The sequence below is a fragment of the Amycolatopsis sp. cmx-4-83 genome (assembly GCF_046548815.1).
Lineage (GTDB): Bacteria > Actinomycetota > Actinomycetes > Mycobacteriales > Pseudonocardiaceae > Amycolatopsis > Amycolatopsis pretoriensis_A.
This window is the reverse complement of the sequence record NZ_JAEBEF010000005.1, coordinates 514300-530803: the sequence shown is the minus strand read 5'-3', so window position 1 is coordinate 530803 and position 16504 is coordinate 514300. Positions and strand designations below refer to the sequence as shown.

Annotated in this window: 23 protein-coding genes; 10 read left to right on the top strand and 13 right to left on the bottom strand. The window is 70.9% G+C overall.

What is annotated here, in order from left to right:
* Positions 1 to 25 precede the first annotated feature (25 nt).
* The 3 genes from ACLJQM_RS18320 to rsgA all read right to left on the bottom strand — a co-directional run bounded on the left by ACLJQM_RS18320 (position 26) and on the right by rsgA (position 2857).
* A complete protein-coding gene (locus ACLJQM_RS18320; RefSeq protein WP_410632115.1) occupies positions 26 to 772 on the bottom strand; it encodes a hypothetical protein in 747 nt (248 codons plus the stop codon).
* A gap of 70 nt (positions 773 to 842) precedes the next feature.
* Positions 843 to 1733 carry a hypothetical protein gene (locus ACLJQM_RS18315; protein WP_410632114.1) on the bottom strand — a complete coding sequence of 297 codons (891 nt, stop codon included), beginning with the start codon at positions 1731 to 1733 and terminating at the stop codon, positions 843 to 845.
* Positions 1734 to 1834: 101 nt separating this feature from the next.
* The gene (gene rsgA, locus ACLJQM_RS18310; RefSeq protein ID WP_247018853.1) at positions 1835 to 2857 is read right to left on the bottom strand and encodes a ribosome small subunit-dependent GTPase A; all 1023 of its coding nucleotides are present in this window, start codon (positions 2855 to 2857) and stop codon (positions 1835 to 1837) included.
* Between the two features lie 116 nt (positions 2858 to 2973).
* Here rsgA and ACLJQM_RS18305 point away from each other — a divergent pair, with 116 nt between their 5' ends.
* From ACLJQM_RS18305 to ACLJQM_RS18295, 3 genes are read left to right on the top strand one after another with little or no spacing between them, the layout of a single operon-like run.
* On the top strand, positions 2974 to 3720 hold the full coding sequence (locus ACLJQM_RS18305) for an SOS response-associated peptidase (protein ID WP_247018854.1): 747 nt from the start codon (positions 2974 to 2976) through the stop codon (positions 3718 to 3720).
* The gene (locus ACLJQM_RS18300) at positions 3717 to 4325 is read left to right on the top strand and encodes an alpha/beta family hydrolase (RefSeq protein ID WP_247018855.1); all 609 of its coding nucleotides are present in this window, start codon (positions 3717 to 3719) and stop codon (positions 4323 to 4325) included. Before ACLJQM_RS18305 ends, ACLJQM_RS18300 begins: the two co-directional genes overlap by 4 nt.
* Positions 4240 to 4656, top strand: coding sequence for a Pycsar system effector family protein (locus ACLJQM_RS18295; RefSeq protein WP_410632113.1), 417 nt, complete (start codon positions 4240 to 4242; stop codon positions 4654 to 4656). Before ACLJQM_RS18300 ends, ACLJQM_RS18295 begins: the two co-directional genes overlap by 86 nt.
* A 9-nt stretch (positions 4657 to 4665) precedes the next feature.
* Here the strand turns inward: ACLJQM_RS18295 and ybaK are convergent, their stop codons facing one another.
* Positions 4666 to 5142, bottom strand: coding sequence for a Cys-tRNA(Pro) deacylase (gene ybaK / locus ACLJQM_RS18290; RefSeq protein WP_247018857.1), 477 nt, complete (start codon positions 5140 to 5142; stop codon positions 4666 to 4668).
* A gap of 194 nt (positions 5143 to 5336) precedes the next feature.
* Here ybaK and ACLJQM_RS18285 point away from each other — a divergent pair, with 194 nt between their 5' ends.
* Complete coding sequence (locus ACLJQM_RS18285; RefSeq protein ID WP_125312718.1) at positions 5337 to 5960, top strand: sigma-70 family RNA polymerase sigma factor; 624 nt, start codon at positions 5337 to 5339, stop codon at positions 5958 to 5960.
* Positions 5957 to 6277, top strand: coding sequence for a mycothiol system anti-sigma-R factor (gene rsrA, locus ACLJQM_RS18280; RefSeq protein ID WP_247018860.1), 321 nt, complete (start codon positions 5957 to 5959; stop codon positions 6275 to 6277). The genes ACLJQM_RS18285 and rsrA overlap by 4 nt, the downstream gene beginning before the upstream one ends.
* A 64-nt stretch (positions 6278 to 6341) precedes the next feature.
* On the opposite strand, the gene ACLJQM_RS18275 is transcribed toward rsrA, so the two are convergent.
* The gene (locus ACLJQM_RS18275) at positions 6342 to 6416 is read right to left on the bottom strand and encodes a 50S ribosomal protein bL37 (protein WP_371827656.1); all 75 of its coding nucleotides are present in this window, start codon (positions 6414 to 6416) and stop codon (positions 6342 to 6344) included.
* 100 nt (positions 6417 to 6516) lie between these two features.
* On the opposite strand from ACLJQM_RS18275, the gene ACLJQM_RS18270 reads away from it, so the two are divergent.
* Complete coding sequence (locus ACLJQM_RS18270) at positions 6517 to 6729, top strand: biotin/lipoyl-binding carrier protein (RefSeq protein ID WP_410632112.1); 213 nt, start codon at positions 6517 to 6519, stop codon at positions 6727 to 6729.
* A gap of 2 nt (positions 6730 to 6731) precedes the next feature.
* Positions 6732 to 8252 carry a sensor histidine kinase gene (locus ACLJQM_RS18265; RefSeq protein ID WP_247018863.1) on the top strand — a complete coding sequence of 507 codons (1521 nt, stop codon included), beginning with the start codon at positions 6732 to 6734 and terminating at the stop codon, positions 8250 to 8252.
* Between the two features lie 306 nt (positions 8253 to 8558).
* Here the strand turns inward: ACLJQM_RS18265 and ACLJQM_RS18260 are convergent, their stop codons facing one another.
* Positions 8559 to 8813, bottom strand: a complete 255-nt coding sequence (locus ACLJQM_RS18260; RefSeq protein WP_043777259.1) for a WhiB family transcriptional regulator — start codon at positions 8811 to 8813, stop codon at positions 8559 to 8561.
* 275 nt (positions 8814 to 9088) lie between these two features.
* Complete coding sequence (locus ACLJQM_RS18255) at positions 9089 to 10075, bottom strand: diacylglycerol/lipid kinase family protein (RefSeq protein ID WP_410632191.1); 987 nt, start codon at positions 10073 to 10075, stop codon at positions 9089 to 9091.
* 314 nt (positions 10076 to 10389) lie between these two features.
* On the opposite strand from ACLJQM_RS18255, the gene ACLJQM_RS18250 reads away from it, so the two are divergent.
* The gene (locus tag ACLJQM_RS18250) at positions 10390 to 10860 is read left to right on the top strand and encodes a hypothetical protein (RefSeq protein WP_360765059.1); all 471 of its coding nucleotides are present in this window, start codon (positions 10390 to 10392) and stop codon (positions 10858 to 10860) included.
* Positions 10861 to 10874: 14 nt separating this feature from the next.
* On the opposite strand, the gene ACLJQM_RS18245 is transcribed toward ACLJQM_RS18250, so the two are convergent.
* Entirely contained in the window at positions 10875 to 11357 is a 483-nt protein-coding gene (locus ACLJQM_RS18245; RefSeq protein WP_410632111.1) for a GNAT family N-acetyltransferase, read from the bottom strand.
* A gap of 1 nt (position 11358) precedes the next feature.
* Positions 11359 to 11949, bottom strand: a complete 591-nt coding sequence (locus ACLJQM_RS18240; protein WP_247018868.1) for an acid phosphatase — start codon at positions 11947 to 11949, stop codon at positions 11359 to 11361.
* Positions 11950 to 12032: 83 nt separating this feature from the next.
* On the opposite strand from ACLJQM_RS18240, the gene ACLJQM_RS18235 reads away from it, so the two are divergent.
* Positions 12033 to 12506 carry a hotdog fold domain-containing protein gene (locus ACLJQM_RS18235; RefSeq protein ID WP_410632110.1) on the top strand — a complete coding sequence of 158 codons (474 nt, stop codon included), beginning with the start codon at positions 12033 to 12035 and terminating at the stop codon, positions 12504 to 12506.
* Here ACLJQM_RS18235 and ACLJQM_RS18230 read toward each other — a convergent pair.
* Positions 12503 to 13171, bottom strand: coding sequence for a hypothetical protein (locus ACLJQM_RS18230; protein ID WP_410632109.1), 669 nt, complete (start codon positions 13169 to 13171; stop codon positions 12503 to 12505). The genes ACLJQM_RS18235 and ACLJQM_RS18230 overlap by 4 nt on opposite strands.
* A 136-nt stretch (positions 13172 to 13307) precedes the next feature.
* Between ACLJQM_RS18230 and ACLJQM_RS18225 the strand changes: the two genes are divergently transcribed.
* A complete protein-coding gene (locus tag ACLJQM_RS18225) occupies positions 13308 to 14918 on the top strand; it encodes a GMC oxidoreductase (protein ID WP_410632108.1) in 1611 nt (536 codons plus the stop codon).
* Here the strand turns inward: ACLJQM_RS18225 and ACLJQM_RS18220 are convergent.
* The 3 genes from ACLJQM_RS18220 to ACLJQM_RS18210 form a co-directional block, all read right to left on the bottom strand.
* Positions 14908 to 15342, bottom strand: coding sequence for a MarR family winged helix-turn-helix transcriptional regulator (locus ACLJQM_RS18220; RefSeq protein ID WP_410632107.1), 435 nt, complete (start codon positions 15340 to 15342; stop codon positions 14908 to 14910). The genes ACLJQM_RS18225 and ACLJQM_RS18220 overlap by 11 nt on opposite strands.
* Positions 15339 to 15752 carry an SRPBCC family protein gene (locus ACLJQM_RS18215; protein WP_410632106.1) on the bottom strand — a complete coding sequence of 138 codons (414 nt, stop codon included), beginning with the start codon at positions 15750 to 15752 and terminating at the stop codon, positions 15339 to 15341. Before ACLJQM_RS18215 ends, ACLJQM_RS18220 begins: the two co-directional genes overlap by 4 nt.
* A 65-nt stretch (positions 15753 to 15817) precedes the next feature.
* Positions 15818 to 16423, bottom strand: coding sequence for a dTDP-4-dehydrorhamnose 3,5-epimerase family protein (locus tag ACLJQM_RS18210; RefSeq protein ID WP_247018874.1), 606 nt, complete (start codon positions 16421 to 16423; stop codon positions 15818 to 15820).
* Positions 16424 to 16504 lie beyond the last annotated feature (81 nt).

Sequence of the window (16504 nt, the reverse complement as noted above, 5' to 3'; positions counted from 1 at the left end):
GACGAGGCAGCGAGCCGAAACGTGACTACCCCACTTCGCCCGGGGGCGGCGGCTGGATGTCGACAGGCGTGCCCCAGTCCGAATAGCGCGTGGTGATGCGGGCCTCGGAGCCCGGCAGGATCGGGGTCAGGTCCAGGACGATCCGGAGCGGCCGGTGGGTGTCGTCGAGCCACAGCTCCACCAGGAACTTGCCGAGCCGGCCCGCCGACTCCGGGGGCAGGCCCGCGGGCAGGTCCGTGCCCAGGCGGGCCAGGTCCAGGTCGACGCGGTAGTGCTCCGCCGCCACGCCGTCGAGCTGCGTGCGTTCCGACGAGACGATCGTGCCCGCCGTCCGGATCTCGCCCAGGGTGTGCGCCGGGTCGTTCTGCGCCGCCAGCTGCGTCAGGCTGCCGCCGAGCACCTGGGAGAACGGGTCGCTGCCGTCCGCCGCGACCAGCACCCACGGCTTGTCCGCGCCGACCTCGTCGCGCGAACCCTCCGGCACCTTCGCGTACAGCTTGCCGGCCACCAGGCGCAGCTCCAGCGGCTCGCCGAGGAAGTCGGTCGTCATCACCTGGGACATCCCGCCCGCACCGAAGCGCGCCTGGCCCTGGCCCTTCGACCGGACCGAGCCGACGGCGACGTCCGCGGCGAACTTCGCCGAGCCGCCGCTCGTGGTGGCCGCCGTCGCGGCGTCGGCCAGTGCCCGCGCGTCGGTGAACGCGGCCGGGGGTGGCGAACCGGAGCAGCCGGAGAGCAGGACGACCAGCAGCACCACGGCGGCTTTGCGCATGGCGCCAACAAAAACACAGCGGCTCCCCCGAACCCGTTCGGGGGAGCCGCTGCTACTCAGAGTTTTCCGGTCAGCGACCGGCCTTCTTCATCAGCTCGCCGAGGTCGACGACCTGCTCGGCCGGCGGGGCCGTCACGTCGACCTGGGTGCCCCAGTCGCTGTACTTCATCGTGAACTTCGCGTCGCCGGCCGGCGCGCCCAGCGCCTGCATCATCGCGCCCTGGTCCATGGTGACCTGCACCGGCAGATTGTCCTTGTTCAGCCACAGCTCGGCCGGGATCTTGAGGTCCTTGCCCTTGAGCTTCTCGTTGATCTGGTCGCGCGCGGCGGCCGGGACCTGGCCGGTGAACTGGTCGATGGCCTTGGCCACGTCGAGCTCGACCTTGTAGTGGTTGACCTGCTCGCCGTTCAGCTCGGTCTGGTCGGACGAGATGATCCGGCCCGCCTTGGAGACCTGCTCCAGGATCTTGCTCGGGTCGCTCTGCTCCGCCGACTGCGAGAGCGCGCTCCCCATCGCCTGCGAGATCGGGTCGGTGCCGTCGGCCGAGATCTTGGCCCACGCCTTGTCGGTGCCCATCTGCTTCTGCTGGTCGGCGGGCAGCTTGAGGTACATGACCTTGTCGACCATGCGCATCTCGGTGGTCTGGCCGGCCGCGGTGCTCGTCATCGAGAACTTCGTGTTCGCGCCGTCGAAGGCCATCGCGCCGGTGGCGCTCATGGTCTGGCCGGCGGCGGAGCCCTCCATGGTGAACTTCGCCGACTTGGACTTCTCGGTGCCCTGCCTCGACGCCGACGCCAGCTGGAACGCGTCGGTGAACGGCGAAGCGAGGCCGCTGCTGCTGCCACCGGACTGCGACTGCTCGCCGGCCGGGGCGGCGGTGCCCGTGGTGGAGTTGCCGCTGCACGCCGTCAGCGTCAGAACCAGCGCGGCACCGGCCGCGACCAGGGTGGTCTTGCGCATGTACATCCCCTCAGGATCGGATCTTCCGCTGGGCATATCGCCCGAACGGGCGAATCATTACCTCTGTGACGGTGACGATCCGCGTTCGGTTCCCGGTTGCCTCAGGACTCCGTGGGCCGGGTCACGTCGTGGCCGCCCCGCGAGGCCAGCAGGCGCCGCAGCGACGCGAGCCGCTCGGCGCTCGCCGTGCCGTCGGTGACGACGTCGTCGAGCGCGCAGCCGGGGTCCTCGGGCGGGCCGAGGTGCCCGCAGCCCGACGGGCACTCCTCGGCGGCCGCGGCGAACTCCTCGAAGGCGTCGACGATGTCGTCCGCGGTGACGTGGGCCAGCCCGAACGAGCGCACGCCGGGCGTGTCGATCACCCAGCCGCCGTTCTGGAGCGGCAGCGCCACCGCCGCCACGGACGTGTGCCGCCCCTTGCCGACCGAGCTGACCACGCCGACGGCCAGCCCGGCGGCGGGTACCAGCCGGTTGACCAATGTCGACTTGCCGACCCCGGAGTGTCCGACGAGCGCCGTCACGCGGTCTTTCAGCAGCTCGTCGAGGCCCTCGGGCTGCTCGTCGAAGCGGCTGACGATCACCGGGACGTCGAGCCCCGCGTACCCGGCCAGCAGCTCGTCCGGGCTGGCCAGGTCGGCCTTGGTCAGGCACAGCACCGGCTCGACGCCGCCGGCGTAGCAGGCGACCAGGCAGCGGTCGATGAAGCCGGTGCGCGGCGGCGGGTCGGCCAGCGCGGTGACGATCAGCAGGCGTTCGGCGTTGGCGACGACCAGCCGCTCGTACGGGTCGGTGTCGTCGGCCGTGCGCAGCAGCGAGCTGGTGCGCTCGTCGACCCGGACGATCCGCGCGAGGGTGTCGGGCTTGCCGGAGACGTCCCCGACCACGGCGACGAGGTCGCCGACGACCACCGGTGTCCGGCCCATCTCGCGGGCGCGCATCGCGGTGATCACCCGTTCGGGGTCGGCGTCGATCGCGCAGGTCCAGCGCCCGCGGTCCTTGCCGATGACCATCGCGGAGACGGCGTCGGCGTGCTCGGGACGGCGCTTGCTGCGGGGGCGGGTGCCCTTGCTCGGACGCACGCGGACGTCGGACTCGTCCAGCTTGCTCCAGTCGTTGCGCGCCAAACCTTCGTCCTCTCGTGCACCGGTGCCCACCCGAATGATCCCACGTCGCTCGCCACGGCCCTGGCCTGCGTGTAACGATGGCGTCCCGGATGCAGCCGGCACGAGGAGGTAGGCGCATGTGCGGCCGCTACGCCGCCACGAAGGACCCGGCGAAGCTGATCGAGGAGTTCGAGGCGATCGACCTCACCGAAGGCCACGCGCGCGCGGACCACAACGTCGCGCCGACGAAGAACGTCGTCACGGTCGTGCAGCGGCACCCGCGTGACGAAGACGGCCAGGTCCTCGAGGACGAGCCCGCCGAGCGTTCGCTGCGGATCATGAAGTGGGGCCTGGTGCCGTTCTGGGCCAAGGACCCGTCGGTCGGCTCGCGGATGATCAACACGCGCGCCGAGACCGCCGCCGAGAAGCCCGCTTTCCGCCGCGCGCTGGTGTCCCGCCGCTGCCTGGTGCCCGCCGACGGCTGGTTCGAGTGGCGCCGCACGGGCAAGGAGAAGGAGCCGTTCTACATGACGGCCCCGGACGACTCGTCGATCGCGTTCGGCGGGATCTGGGAGAGCTGGCACCCGAAGGACGACAAGGACGCGGCGCCGCTGATCACGTTCTCGATCATCACGACCGACGCGGCCGGGCAGCTCACCGACGTCCACCACCGGATGCCGCTGATCGTGCCGAAGTCGCACTGGGACGGCTGGCTCGACCCCGACCGCGAGGACGTTAAGGACCTGCTGGTGCCGACGCCGGACGACATCGTCGCGTCGCTGGAGCTGCGGCCGATCTCGACCAAGGTCAACAACGTCCGCAACAACGGGCCCGAGCTGCTGGAGCGCGTCGACCCGGCGCACGAGGGCACCCTCTTCTCATGACGGCCCTCGAGATCGGCACCGCCTACGGCCCGGCGCGGGCGTACCTGCACTGCGCCGAGGAGGGCGAGGCGGTGCTGATGCTCGGCCACGGCGCAGGCGGCGGCCTCGGCGCGAAGGACCTCGTGGCGGTGACGCGCGCGGCCCAGGCGGCCGGCGTCCACGTGGCGCTGGTCGAGCAGCCGTACCGGGTGGCGGGCCGCCGCGCCCCGGCCCCGGCGAACCAGCTGGACACGGCGTGGCTGACGATCGCGGACGACCTCTCGGAGCGCTTCGACGCCCTCCCGTTCGTGTTCGGCGGGCGGTCGTCGGGCGCACGGGTGGCGTGCCGGACGGCCGCGCAGGGCCAGGCGGTGGCGGTGCTGTGCCTGGCGTTCCCGGAGCACCCACCGGGCAAGCCGGAGAAGACGCGCCAGCCGGAACTGGACGCGGTCGAGGTCCCGGTGCTGGTGGTGCAGGGGGAGAACGACCCGTTCGGGCGTCCCTCGGCGGGGCCGCACCACGAGATCGTGGTGGTCGAGGGTGACCACAGCCTGTCGAAGGACCTGGAGGGCGTCTCGCGGGCGGCGACGGAGTGGCTGTCGCGGGTGCTGCGCCCGCTGGCCTGAACCCGCAGGTCCGGTCCGTCAGCTCCCAGCGTGGGACACGACGCTGTGCACGACGACCTGTGGCGCACGCTGCGTTCTCCTGGCCATCTGGACGGTGGTTCCACGGGCGAAGTGGCTGAAAACCCGTTCCATCGCCCACTACGGGACCATCGCCGCCTTCACGTCGGCCGGGGACTACCGGACGGCCGCGCAGGCGATCCTCGGTGACCCCGATCGCCTGGCCGAGAACCTCGCCCAGCACATCTGGGCCCTTTCGAAGGCGGCCCACCGCAAATACCGCTTCGTGACCCGGGCGATGCTGGCCGGCGCGGTGGGCTTGATCCTGGCCTGAACCCGCTGGTCAGGCCGCGATCGGCGCCACCACCGCACCCGTCAGCCGGATCAGTTCCGACGGCGCCAGCTCCACCTCGAGTCCCCGCCGCCCCGCCGAACAGAACACCGTCTCGAACGTCGGTGCCGAAGCGTCGATCACCACCGGGAGCCGGCTCCGGTGGCCCAGCGGCGAGATCCCGCCCAGCACGTACCCCGTCGCCCGCTGGGCCGCCGCCGGGTCGGCCATCTTCGCCTTCTTGCCGCCCGACGCCGCCGCCAGCGCCTTCAAGTCGAGCTGGCCCGTGACCGGGACCACGCCGACCACCAACCGGCCGTCGACCTCGGCGACCAGGGTCTTGAACACCCTCGCCCGGTCCAGGCCGAGGGCCTCCACCGCCTCCAGGCCGTACGACTCCGCGCGCGGGTCGTGGTCGTACGCGTGCAGCGTGTGCGCCACCTTCTGCTTGCCCAACAACGCCGTCGCCGGGGTGCCCTTGCCAGCCATGGGCCGGAAGTCTAGGGAATGCCCGCCCGCCCCGGACGGTTGTACGGGACGTGACACCAACGCTCGCCACCACACGCTCTCGCAGCCGTCGTCGTCCCCAGGCACCGGCGAACCGCGGCGTGCCCGGTCCCCGCGTAAACTCGGGTCTGCCGTATGCGCGCACGCGCATCGACGCCGAGCGGGAAGGGAACGGTTTGCCGAGCACGCAGAACTCAGCGCCGGAGGAAGCGACCGAGGCCGAGCGCGCCGAGCGCTTCGAACGGGACGCCATGCCGCTGCTCGACCAGCTGTACTCGGCCGCGATGCGGATGACCCGCAACCCCGCTGACGCCGAGGACCTGGTCCAGGAGACCTACCTGAAGGCCTACGCCGCCTTCGCGTCCTTCAAGGCCGGCACGAACCTCAAGGCCTGGATGTACCGCATCCTGACCAACACCTACATCAACGGCTACCGGAAGCGGCAGCGGCAGCCGGTGCAGCAGCCCACCGAGGAGATCACCGACTGGCAGATCGCCAAGGCGGAGAGCCACACCTCCAGCGGGCTGCGGTCGGCCGAGGTCGAGGCGATGGACAACCTCCCCGACACCGACGTCAAGGCCGCGCTGCAGAAGCTGCCCGAGGAGTTCCGGCTGGCCGTCTACCTGGCCGACGTCGAGGGCTTCGCGTACAAGGAGATCGCCGAGATCATGGACACCCCCATCGGCACCGTGATGTCCCGCCTCCACCGCGGCCGCGCCCAGCTGCGCGACCTGCTCGCCGACGTCGCGCGGGAACGCGGTTTCATCCGGGGTGCCAAGGAAGAGGTGGCCGGGCGATGAACGACATGTGCGAGGGCGCGTCCGACAAGGTCCGCTGCGAAGAGGCGCTCGCCGACATCTACCTGCTGCTCGACCGCGAGTGCAGTGCCGAGCGGGACGCCGCGTTGCGCGCCCACATCGAGGACTGCCCGCCGTGCCTCGAGGAGTACGGCATCGACGAGCACATCAAGCAGCTGCTGGCCCGCAAGTGCGGCGGTGACCACGCACCCGCCGACTTGAAGACCAGGCTGCGCGCGTCGATCCGCCAGACCGTCGCCTCCCGCGGCGGTGTGACGGTGGAACGCACCGAGATCACCGTCGAGCAGCGCTCCGAATAGCGCCCGAGCACGACAAAGGCCCCCGCACTTCGGTGTGGGGGCCTTTTGCGTGCCGACGCCGGGTTCAGGAGTTGGGCTTACCGCCGTGGTTCGCGCTGTTCTTCTTCCGGCTGCGACGCTTGCGGGCGCGCTTCGACATGTTCACTCCTCGTCGTCAAAGCTGGTCAACCTCTCAAGTGTGTCATGACGTCCCGTTCTGGTTGGATGGGGTGGTCGGGCGAGCACGAGGAGGGGTGGCGATGGCCGAGATCCGCGCGGAGATGGTCGGCACCGTGCTCGAGGTCGTCGCGGCGCCCGGCACCGCGCTGAACGCCGGTGACACCGTCCTGATCCTGGAGTCGATGAAGATGGAGCTGCCCGCCGTGAGCGAAAAGGCCGGCACGCTGACCAGCCTCGTCGTCGCCAAGGGTGACCGGGTCCAGCAGGGCGACGTCCTCGGGACGGTCGAGTAACCGTGTCGACGCTCGCCGAACTGCTCGCCGACAACACCGGCCTCCCCGGGGCGGCGGCGGACCACCTCCAGACCGTCGTCGCCGAGTGGCAGCTGCTGGCCGACCTGTCCTTCGCGGACTTCCTGCTCTGGGTCCCGGTGACCGAGGAGCTGCAGCCGGACGGCGGCGACTTCGTCTGCGTCGCGCACGCGCGGCCGACGACGGCGCCCACCGCGCACCCAGAGGACGTCGTCGGCACCCGGTTCACGGTGGAGGAGCACCCGCAGCTGGCCAAGGCCATGCGCGAGGTGCGGATCTGCCGCGAAGAGGACCCGCACTGGTACCGCGACCTGCCGATGCGCCGCGAGGCCATCCCGGTGCGCTTCCACGACGAGGTCGTCGCCGTGATGAGCCGCGAGACCAACCTGGCCGCGCCGCGCGTACCCAGCCCGCTGGAAATCGCGTACCTGGGCAGCGCCGGCGACCTGTGCCAGATGATCGTCGACGGCACGTTCCCGCCGAACGGCACGAACGCGACCGACACGCACACCTCGCCCCGGGTCGGGGACGGGCTGATCCGGCTCGACTCGAGCGGCACGGTCGTCTTCGCCAGCCCGAACGGCCTGTCCGCCTACCACCGGATGGGGCACGAATCCGACCTGGTCGGCACCCGGCTGGCGCCGCTGACGCGCTCCCTGATCCGCGACCCGTTCGACGCGACCGAGGTGTCGCACCGGATCATCGAGGCGCTCGACGGGAAGCCGTCGAGCCGCACGGAGGCCGATTCCCGGCGCGGCGCCGTGGTGCTGTTCCGCGCGCTGCCGCTGCGCCCGGCCGGGCAGGCGGCGGGCGCGCTGGTGCTGGTCCGCGACGTCACCGAGGTGAAGCGGCGCGACCGCGCGCTGCTGTCGAAGGACGCGACGATCCGCGAGATCCACCACCGGGTGAAGAACAACCTGCAGACGGTGGCCGCGCTGCTGCGCCTGCAGTCCCGCCGGACGTCGTCGGAGGAGGCGCGGCTCGCGCTGGCCGAGTCGGTGCGCCGGGTGACGTCGATCGCGCTGGTGCACGAGGCGCTGTCGATCTCGGTGGACGAACGCGTCGACCTCGACCAGCTGCTCGACAACGTGCTGCCGATGGTCGGCGAGGTCGCCACGGCGGAGTCGCAGGTCGGGCTGAAGCGCACGGGCTCGTTCGGGGTGGTCGTCGCGGAGATCGCGACGCCGCTCGTGATGGTGCTCGCCGAGCTGGTCCAGAACGCCATCGAGCACGCGTTCCCGGCCGGCCGCTCGGGCAAGGTCGAGCTGATCGTGGAGCGTTCGGCCCGCTGGCTGGACGTCGTGATCCGCGACAACGGCCGCGGCTTGCCGGCGGGGTTCTCGCTGGAGCGCTCGGACGGTCTGGGGCTGCAGATCGTGCGGACGCTCGTGGAGTCCGAGCTGCGCGGCTCGCTTTCGCTGCGGAAGGTGCGCGTGGAGGAGTCGTCGACCCGGGTGACGGGAACCGAAGCGGCGCTGCGCATCCCACTTTCGCGTCGGTTGTAGACAGTCGCGTTTGGACTCGAGCGGCGCCGGGCATTCCCGCGGCAGCGACGTGATCGGGTGCGGATCGCGGGAGGGAAACACGCTGAAGGCCCGGCACCTGGTTCAGCTCGGTGCCGGGCCGTTCAACGTTTTCGCGGGAGGACTTGAAGTCCCGGTGAGGTTTCAGCACACCCGTCTCCGGGTGGTTTCGCCTCGGTTGTTAAGCTTGAGCTGAGTAGGTATCACCCCAGACGGCGTGGGCACGGAAAAGGCCCGCCGGGTGAAATTCCTACCTGGCTCGGGTGGTTCGGTGGATCTATGAGAATGTCAGGCGTTGGTACGCGTGCCGATGTGCGTACGGCGGCGCTTGAGCGCGCGTCGCTCGTCCTCGCTCATGCCGCCCCACACGCCGGCGTCCTGGCCGCTGGCCAAAGCCCAGGCCAAGCAGTCGGAAGCGGAGGGGCAGCGGTGGCACACGGCCTTCGCCTGAGCTACCTGCGACAGAGCCGGACCGCTGGTTCCCACCGGGAAGAACAGCTCGGGGTCCTCGTCTCGGCAGGCCGCGTCGTGGCGCCAGTCCATGTTCGTGAGCTCCTTACACATGGCGCGGGAGGGCCGCGCCACAGTCGTCAATGGCGGTCGTGTTCTTGGGTGCTTGTGAATGCTTTCACGAAGCACCGCTTTCGACAAGGGTTTCCGGAAGATCGGTGAGTCAGCTCACCCGGCCGAGCGACGCTTCTGACCTGCGGTTTCTCTCCGAAACAGCCCGCCCGGGGGAAGGCTGATGCGCTGAGTGGAGCTTCTGCGTCGACGAACGGCAGATTGCACTTTGCCGCAGGCGATCAGCTGTCCCGTCGTCACACGATTACGGTGAGTGCATCCGGCACGCTGAAAAACTCCACTCGGTTCCGCTGGCCGACGAGGTCGCCGTCCACCTGGAAGTTTACCGGTTCAGCTGCGTCGATGCGGATCATCGGCAGGTCATCGTGACGCACGAGACGCCGGCCGTTTTGGTTGCTCTTCGTAGCCAAAGCACGGCGTACATGCTTGAACACCGTGGGCAACCCCAGACCGTTCAACGCGAACAGGCCCAATCCCGTCTCGAACGAGCAACCCGGGTTGAGGTGGATCGGCCGCTCGCCCAGGTAGCTCCACGGATCGGTGTTGGACACGAAAGCGGTCAGCGCTTCGGTGGGTTCCTCACCCGGGACACGGATGGTGAGCGCCGGACGACCCAGCGGCGGCCGGAAGTAGGAGCGGACGGCGGCTCGCAGGTAGAGACCCGCCGTCGTCTGCTTGCCGCGGCGCTTCGCCACGCGGCCGACGACGTCGGCGTCCCAGCCGAGGCCGGCGTTGAAGGTGAACCAGTGCCCGTCGGCCAGGCCGAGGCCGACCCGGCGCGAGCGGTCGTTCTCCAGCGCGTGCAGCAGCTGGTGGGTGGCTTCGACCGGGTCCGAGGAGATGCCGAGAGCACGCGCGAACACGTTGGCCGAGCCGCCGGGCACGACGCCCAGGGCGGGGATGCGGCCTATTCGGGTCGGGTCGCCCCACCCCCTTGCGGAGGTCCCGGTGGCGGCGCCCCCGGCCTGGGGCGGAGCCCCGGATGTCGCTGCGTCGGCCAGCAGGCCGTTGACGACCTCGTTGACCGTGCCGTCGCCGCCGTGCGCCACGACCAGGTCGATGCCGTCCCGCGCGGCCGAGCGGGCGACGGCCATCGCGTGGCCGCGGTAGTCCGTCTCGACCACGTCGAGCTTGACCTGGCTGGCGAGCGCGTGCGCCAGCACGTCCCGGCCACCTGCGGTGGTCGAGGTGGCCTGCGGGTTCACGACGAGGATTGCGCGCACCACCGCAGGGTAGGTGACTTCCGGCGGCCCGAGAACCTTCCGGACCCGCATGGTGACCGGCGCAACCCCGGCGAACAGCACCTTCGCGACCCTGTGGCGGGCGGCCCTCCTTCACGTGCGGGTGTCCGCGCGTCGTGACAAGTGCACCCGGGCCGACCGCCCGCTCATCGACGACTCTTGAATTCTCAGCGCCCGGACGGTCCCGGGAAAACGGCCGACCGGGTGGCATACGATCGAATCAGCTCACGCACGGTGACCCGCCCTGGTCGAGTCCACTGTGCTCCCCGCGAAAAGACCTTCCGGAAGGCCCCCCAGTGAAGCTCTCGCCCGCTCCCCGTGAGGTCCGGCTGGCCGGTTTGGTCACCGCGGTGCCGTCGCTCGCGCTGCTGGTGTTCGGGGCGATCGTGCTGGTGAACGGCCTGGGGTCGCCGGCCCAGCCGGGGAACAACGTCTTCGTCGAGTCGGGCACGTTCATCGTGGTCGCGCTGGCGTTCCTGGCCGCGTCGGCCGGCCTGGTCCTCGGTCAGACGTGGGCGCGCTCGCCCGGCGTGGTGATCGCCCTGATCGTGATCGGGCTCGGCTGGTACCTGCTCGGCCCGTCCGGCGAGCCGGCGTGGGGCGTGCCGGTGGCGCTGTTCGGCATCGCCGCGCTGGCGCTGCTGTTCCGCCGCCCGGCCCGCGCGTGGGCGCTGGGCCTGCGGGAGGGCGAGACGGAGACGGAAGCCGCCGAACGCGGCGGGATGGCGGGCCGCCGTGCCGAGCGCGAAGGCCGCGAAGAGGACTGAGCCCCGGCACCGGGTCAGGCTTGGGCGGCGAGGGAACGCAGGGGTGCGTCGGTGAGGCGGTTGACCGTCCACTCGTCCATCGGGACCGCGCCGAGGGCCTTGTAGAACTCCGTCGCCGGGTTCCAGTCCAGGACCGACCACTCGAGCCGCGCGTAGCCGTTGGCGACGCACTCGGCCGCCAGCGCCGCCAGCAGGGCCTTGCCGAGGCCGGAGCCGCGGTACGCGGGTAGCACGAACAGGTCCTCCAGGTAGATCCCGTGCACCCCGCGCCAGGTGGAGAAGTTGAGGAACCACACCGCGAAGCCGACGATCTCGCCGTCCACCTCGGCCACGTGCCCGAACAGCTTCGGCGCTTCGCCGAACAACGCGGAACGCAGCTGCTCGGCCGTCAGGTGGCACTCGCCGGGCGCGCGCTCGTAGTCCGCCAGCGCGTAGGCCAGTGCGACGGCGGCCTCGACGTCGTCGGGTCCGATCCGGCGGATGCGGTCGTCGGGCACGTCAGTCCTCCAGGGCGGGCAGCAGGTTGAGGTGTTCGATCTGCGGCTCGCCGCGCTCGTCGCCGAGCACCGCGATGCCGGCCGCGTCGAGTCCGAAGTGGACGCCGGCGGTCGCGGGCATGGCGAGCCAGCGGGCCACCAGCACGCGGCTGAAGTGCCCGTGCCCGACCAGGATGACGTCGCCCGATTCGCTGGCGCGGCGGGCGCGCGTCAGGACGCGGTCCGCACGCGCGGAGACGTCGTCCGCGCTTTCGCCGCCGGGGCTCGGGTGGGTCCAGACCGTCCAGCCCGGCACCGTCTCGCGGATCTTCGGCGTGGTGATGCCCTCGTAGTCGCCGTAGTCCCACTCGGCCAGGTCTTCGGTGACTTCGTCGACGCGCAGCCCGGCCAGCGCGGCGGTCCGCAGCGCGCGGGCGCGCGGGCTCGACAGCACCAGCGACGGCCCGCCGACCAGGCTGCGGAGCGTGCCACCCGCCGCGAGCGCTTGGCCCTCGCCCGCCGGTGTCAGCGGGATGTCCGTGCGGCCGGTGTGCCGCCCGTTCAGCGACCATTCGGTCTGCCCGTGCCGGAGGAGGAAGAGACGGTTCGCCACGCGGCCGAACATACCCGGCCGTTTGCGCGCGAGCAGGTCGTCTGCTTTGCTACTGAGCAGTAGCTTAGCCCGAGGAGAACCCCATGTCCGAGACGCCTACGTTCGCGCTGTGGCACAAGCTGGCCACGAAACCGGGCGGGAAACAGCTGTTCAGCGCCGCGATGTGCGTGCGGGTGCCTTACTTCCGCACGGTGCTGCCCTCGGTGCGCGAGCTGCGGCCCGGTCACTGCGAGGTCAGCGCGCCGAAGTGGTGGGGTGTTTACAACCACATCCGCACGTTCCACGCGATTGCCGCCTGCAACCTCGCCGAGATCGCGATGGGCATGCTCGCCGAGGCGACGGTGCCCACGACCCACCGCTGGCTGCCGAAGGGCATGAACGTCCAGTACGTCGCCAAGGCGGAAACCGGCCTGCGCGCGGTGGCGTCGCTGCCCGAGCTGCCGGAGTTCGGCGACGAGGGCTTCGAGCTGGGTGTCCCGGTGACCATTTCGGACTCCGACGGCAAGCCGGTGGTCACCGGGACGATCACCATCTGGGTGACGCCGAAGAAGCGTTAGAGCGGCTTGTACTGCACGTAGGACGCTTGCTGGAACGCGTTCTCGCCGGACGGCGACGGCAGGCCCAGCCGCCGGTCGACGAGCTTGCCGAGGGGGCCGCAGCCCTGCGTCGCCGGCAGGGCCAGGTCCGCGTCGATGACGCCGGAGAACGCCGTCCGCGGGTTTTCCGAGATGATCCGCGGGGGCACCGAGGGATCGTCGTGGACGACCGTGTGCAACGGCGCCGAGGCCGTGCCGATGCCGCAGTCCTTGCGCAGCAACGGGTGCCGCACCACGGCGTAGACGTCGAGCTCGCCGCGGCGCACGTCGTCGCTGTGGAAGTCGGAGTAGCCGCCGTAGCGCAGCTGGATCGTGGCGCCGGCCAGGTCGGGGATGGGCGCGGGAGCGTGCCGCAGCGCGCCGAACACCTGCGCGTACTCGCCGTTCACGCGGCCTTCGCTGAACGTCAGCCGCACCTCCCCGAGCGGAATCTCGGTGCGGTCGATCGTCAGTTTTCCCTGAGAGACAAAGGCTTCGCAGCGCCACGTGCCCGGGTCGGCGTTCGCGGGCGGTGCCGGGCAGTCCGTGAAGTCGAACGTCGGCAGCTCGTCGGCGGACGCCGTCCCGGGCATGACCCCCAGTGCGGCGACGGCGGCCGCGGCCGCCCCCAGTGCGAGAAGTTTCATGCCGGTGAGCCTGCTCGCACCGCGCGGCCGCGACATCCGGGATCGCCCCCAGGGGAGACCCGAGGATTTCCCTCGACCGGGTGAAACCTGTTCCAATAGTTAACACCGTTCACTGAACTGGGTCATGATCGGGTGCATGTCTGCCTTCTCCCGCCGCCGCTTCCTCGGCCTCGCCGCGCTGAACTCCGCCGCCGCACTCGGGCTGACCACGGTGTCGACGCGGCCCGCGGCCGCCGCGACGCTGCCCGGGCACGTCCCGGCGGTGGTGATCGGCACCGGCTACGGCGCCGCCGTGACGGCGTTGCGGCTCGGCGAAGCCGGGATCCCGACGCTGATGCTCGAGATGGGCCGGCTGTGGAGCACGCCGGGCGCCGACGGCAAGGTCTTCTGCCCGATGCTCACCCCGGACGAGCGGTCGATGTGGTTCAAGGACCGCACCGAAGCACCGCTCGCGTCCTTCCTCTGGCTCGACCTCGCCAACCGCGACATCGGGCGCTACGCGGGCGTGCTCGATCGGGTGAACTTCGGCGACATGGCGGTGTACCTCGGCCGCGGCGTCGGCGGCGGTTCGCTGGTCAACGGCGCGATGGCGGTGACGCCGAAGCGCTCCTACTTCGAGGAGATCCTCCCCGGCGTTGACGCCGACGCGATGTACGGCAAGTACTTCCCGCGGGCCCGCGCCCAGCTGGGCGTCAACGTCGTCGACCCGGCGTGGTTCGAGACCTGCCGCTCCTACAAGTACGCCCGCGTCTCGCGGAAGGCCGCCCGCAAGGCCGGCTTCGACACGGTGTTCGTGCCCAGCGTGTACGACATGGACTACCTGCGGCGCGAGGAGGCGGGCACGGTCCCGCGCTCGGCCGACGCGTCCGAGGTCATCTACGGCAACAACCACGGGAAGCGCTCGCTCGACAAGTCCTACCTCGCCGCCGCGCTCGGCACCGGCAACGTGACGATCCAGGCGCTGCACGAGGTCCGCGAGGTCAGCCACCGGCCCGACGGGACGTACGCGCTGGTCGTGCGCGAGATCGACGAGCGCGGGACGGTGCTCGGCACCCGGCACGTCACCACGAAGCACCTGTTCCTCGGCGCGGGCAGCCTCGGCTCGACCGAGCTGCTGGTCCGCGCCCGCGAGACCGGCCGGCTGCCGGAGCTGAACGACGCCGTCGGGCGCGGCTGGGGCACCAACGGCAACGTCATGCTCGGGCGCGCCAACCACGTCTGGGACGCCACCGGCAGCCTGCAGTCCGGCATGCCCGCGCTCGGCATCGACAACTGGGCTGACCCGGTGCACCCCGCGTTCGCCGAGATCGCGCCGGTGCCCGCCGGGCTCGAGACGTGGGTCAGCCTGTACCTGGCCATCACCAAGAACCCCGAACGCGGCCACTTCACCTACGACGCGGCGAGCGACTCGGCGAAGCTGCGCTGGTCGGCGTCGCAGGGGCAGCCGTCGATCGACGCCGCGAAGGCGCTGTTCGACAAGGTCAACCGGGCGAACAAGACGATCTACCGCTACGACCTGTTCGGCGACACGCGCACGTTCGAGAACCGCTTCACCTACCACCCGCTGGGCGGGCTGGTGCTCGGCGAGGCGACCGACGGCTACGGCCGGGTGAAGGGCTATCGGAACCTGTACGTCACGGACGGCTCGCTGATCCCCGGCAGCACCGGCGTCAACCCGTTCGTGACGATCACGGCGCTGGCCGAGCGCAACATCGAGCGCGTCCTCGCCGAAGACGTCAAGGGCTGAGCCGGGCCAGCGACTCGGTGAAGCCGTCGCCGACGCCCTCGAAGAAGGACGCGTCGGCGGCCTCGACGTCCTTCAGGGCCTTCGCGACCAGTTCCAGGCCGGCCGGGGTGACTTCCAGCCGCTTCGCGCGGGCGTCGGCCGGGTCGTCGGTGCGGGCCAGCAGGCCGCGTTCGGCGAGCTTCCGGACGACCTGGCTGGTCATCATCGTGTCGGTGCCCGCCTGCTCGGCGAGCTGCCGCTGCGACGGTGGCTCGCCCGAGCGGGTGAGCCACCACGTGGTCGTCAGCAGCACGAACTGGACGTGCGTGAGCTCGTGCGGGGCCAGCGCGGCCCGCATCGCCCGCTGCCAGGCCAGCGTCACGCGCCACAGCAGGAAGCCGGGGCTGCGCTCGGGGCCGGGCAGGCGGGACTCGGGCGTGGTCATACGCGTGAGCTTGCCTCAGCCAGCCGGGCCAGCGCGCGCATGGCGTCCGGGGTGTCCTCCGTGACCTGGGGGCCGAAGCCCTCGGGGCCGTCGATCGTGACGCGGTAGGTGATCCGCGTGCCGCCCTCGACGTCGGTCAGGACGTGCTCGAACCGCAGGAACGCGTCGGGCAGGCGGGTCTCGTCGGTGAAGCTCCGGCCTTCGGTGACCTCGGTGAGGGTGAACGGGATCGGCGGCATCCCGTCCATCGTCATCGTGCCGTCGGTCCCGACGGCGAAGGGGCCGTCGACGACCACCGACCGGACCCCGGCGTCCCACTCCGGCCAGCGGGTGGTGTCGGCCCAGAGCGGCCAGATCGCGGCGGCGGGTGCGGTGGACGTCTCGCTGTGCTCGTACTCGTAAAGTGCCATGCGGGCAGACTATATGCGCGCTTACTAACTTGGCAAGCGGCTTCGCGGCGGAAGCCGGGGACGGCTCAGTTCGTCGAGCGCAGCTTGTCGTAGTAGGCGACGCAGTCCTCGTACACCGGCAGCAGGCCGCTTTCGCGGGCCTCTGCCAGCGTGGGCGCGGCGAGGTCCTTGGGGGAGAGGACCGGCTCGAGCCCGGCAGGCCACGGCAGGTCCAGCGCCGGGTCGAGCGGGCTGATGCCGTGCTCGCCCGTGGGCATGTACGGCTCGGAGCAGAGGTAGGCCATCACCGTGTCGTCCTCGAGCGCGATGAAGCCGTGGCCGAGGCCCTCGGCGACGTACACGGCGCGGTACTCGCTCGAGTCGAGGCGGACCGCGTCCCACTCGCCGAAGGTCGGCGAACCGACCCGGAGGTCGACGACGACGTCGAGCAGCGCCCCGCGCGGGCAGTAGATGTACTTGCCCTGGCCGGGCGGGGTGTCGGCGAAGTGGATGCCGCGGATGGTGCCGCGCCGGGACACGCTGTGGTTGGACTGGCCGAGCCGCATCGGGTGGCCCACGGCGGCGCGGAAGGCCTCCTCCTGGAACGGGGCCACGAACACGCCTCGATCGTCGGGGAACGCCCGGGGGAAGAACTCGAAGGCGTCCGGGACGCTCAACCGGCGGAATTGCATGGCTTCATCATATCGGGTGCCAAGAAAACCGGACAGACGTCTTGGGAATTGCCGGAATGGGGCTTCGGTGTGACATCAACC

Coding starts and splice junctions, on each gene's coding strand:
- rsrA (WP_247018860.1), top strand. CDS start 5,957: ATGAACGACATGTGCGAGGGCGCGTCCGACAAGGTCCGCTGCGAAGAG.
- ACLJQM_RS18260 (WP_043777259.1), bottom strand. CDS start 8,813: ATGGACTGGCGCCACGACGCGGCCTGCCGAGACGAGGACCCCGAGCTG.
- ACLJQM_RS18220 (WP_410632107.1), bottom strand. CDS start 15,342: ATGACCACGCCCGAGTCCCGCCTGCCCGGCCCCGAGCGCAGCCCCGGC.
- ACLJQM_RS18320 (WP_410632115.1), bottom strand. CDS start 772: ATGCGCAAAGCCGCCGTGGTGCTGCTGGTCGTCCTGCTCTCCGGCTGC.
- ACLJQM_RS18305 (WP_247018854.1), top strand. CDS start 2,974: ATGTGCGGCCGCTACGCCGCCACGAAGGACCCGGCGAAGCTGATCGAG.
- ybaK (WP_247018857.1), bottom strand. CDS start 5,142: ATGGCTGGCAAGGGCACCCCGGCGACGGCGTTGTTGGGCAAGCAGAAG.
- ACLJQM_RS18225 (WP_410632108.1), top strand. CDS start 13,308: ATGTCTGCCTTCTCCCGCCGCCGCTTCCTCGGCCTCGCCGCGCTGAAC.
- ACLJQM_RS18230 (WP_410632109.1), bottom strand. CDS start 13,171: ATGAAACTTCTCGCACTGGGGGCGGCCGCGGCCGCCGTCGCCGCACTG.
- ACLJQM_RS18270 (WP_410632112.1), top strand. CDS start 6,517: ATGGCCGAGATCCGCGCGGAGATGGTCGGCACCGTGCTCGAGGTCGTC.
- ACLJQM_RS18235 (WP_410632110.1), top strand. CDS start 12,033: ATGTCCGAGACGCCTACGTTCGCGCTGTGGCACAAGCTGGCCACGAAA.
- ACLJQM_RS18315 (WP_410632114.1), bottom strand. CDS start 1,733: ATGCGCAAGACCACCCTGGTCGCGGCCGGTGCCGCGCTGGTTCTGACG.
- ACLJQM_RS18300 (WP_247018855.1), top strand. CDS start 3,717: ATGACGGCCCTCGAGATCGGCACCGCCTACGGCCCGGCGCGGGCGTAC.
- ACLJQM_RS18210 (WP_247018874.1), bottom strand. CDS start 16,423: ATGCAATTCCGCCGGTTGAGCGTCCCGGACGCCTTCGAGTTCTTCCCC.
- ACLJQM_RS18215 (WP_410632106.1), bottom strand. CDS start 15,752: ATGGCACTTTACGAGTACGAGCACAGCGAGACGTCCACCGCACCCGCC.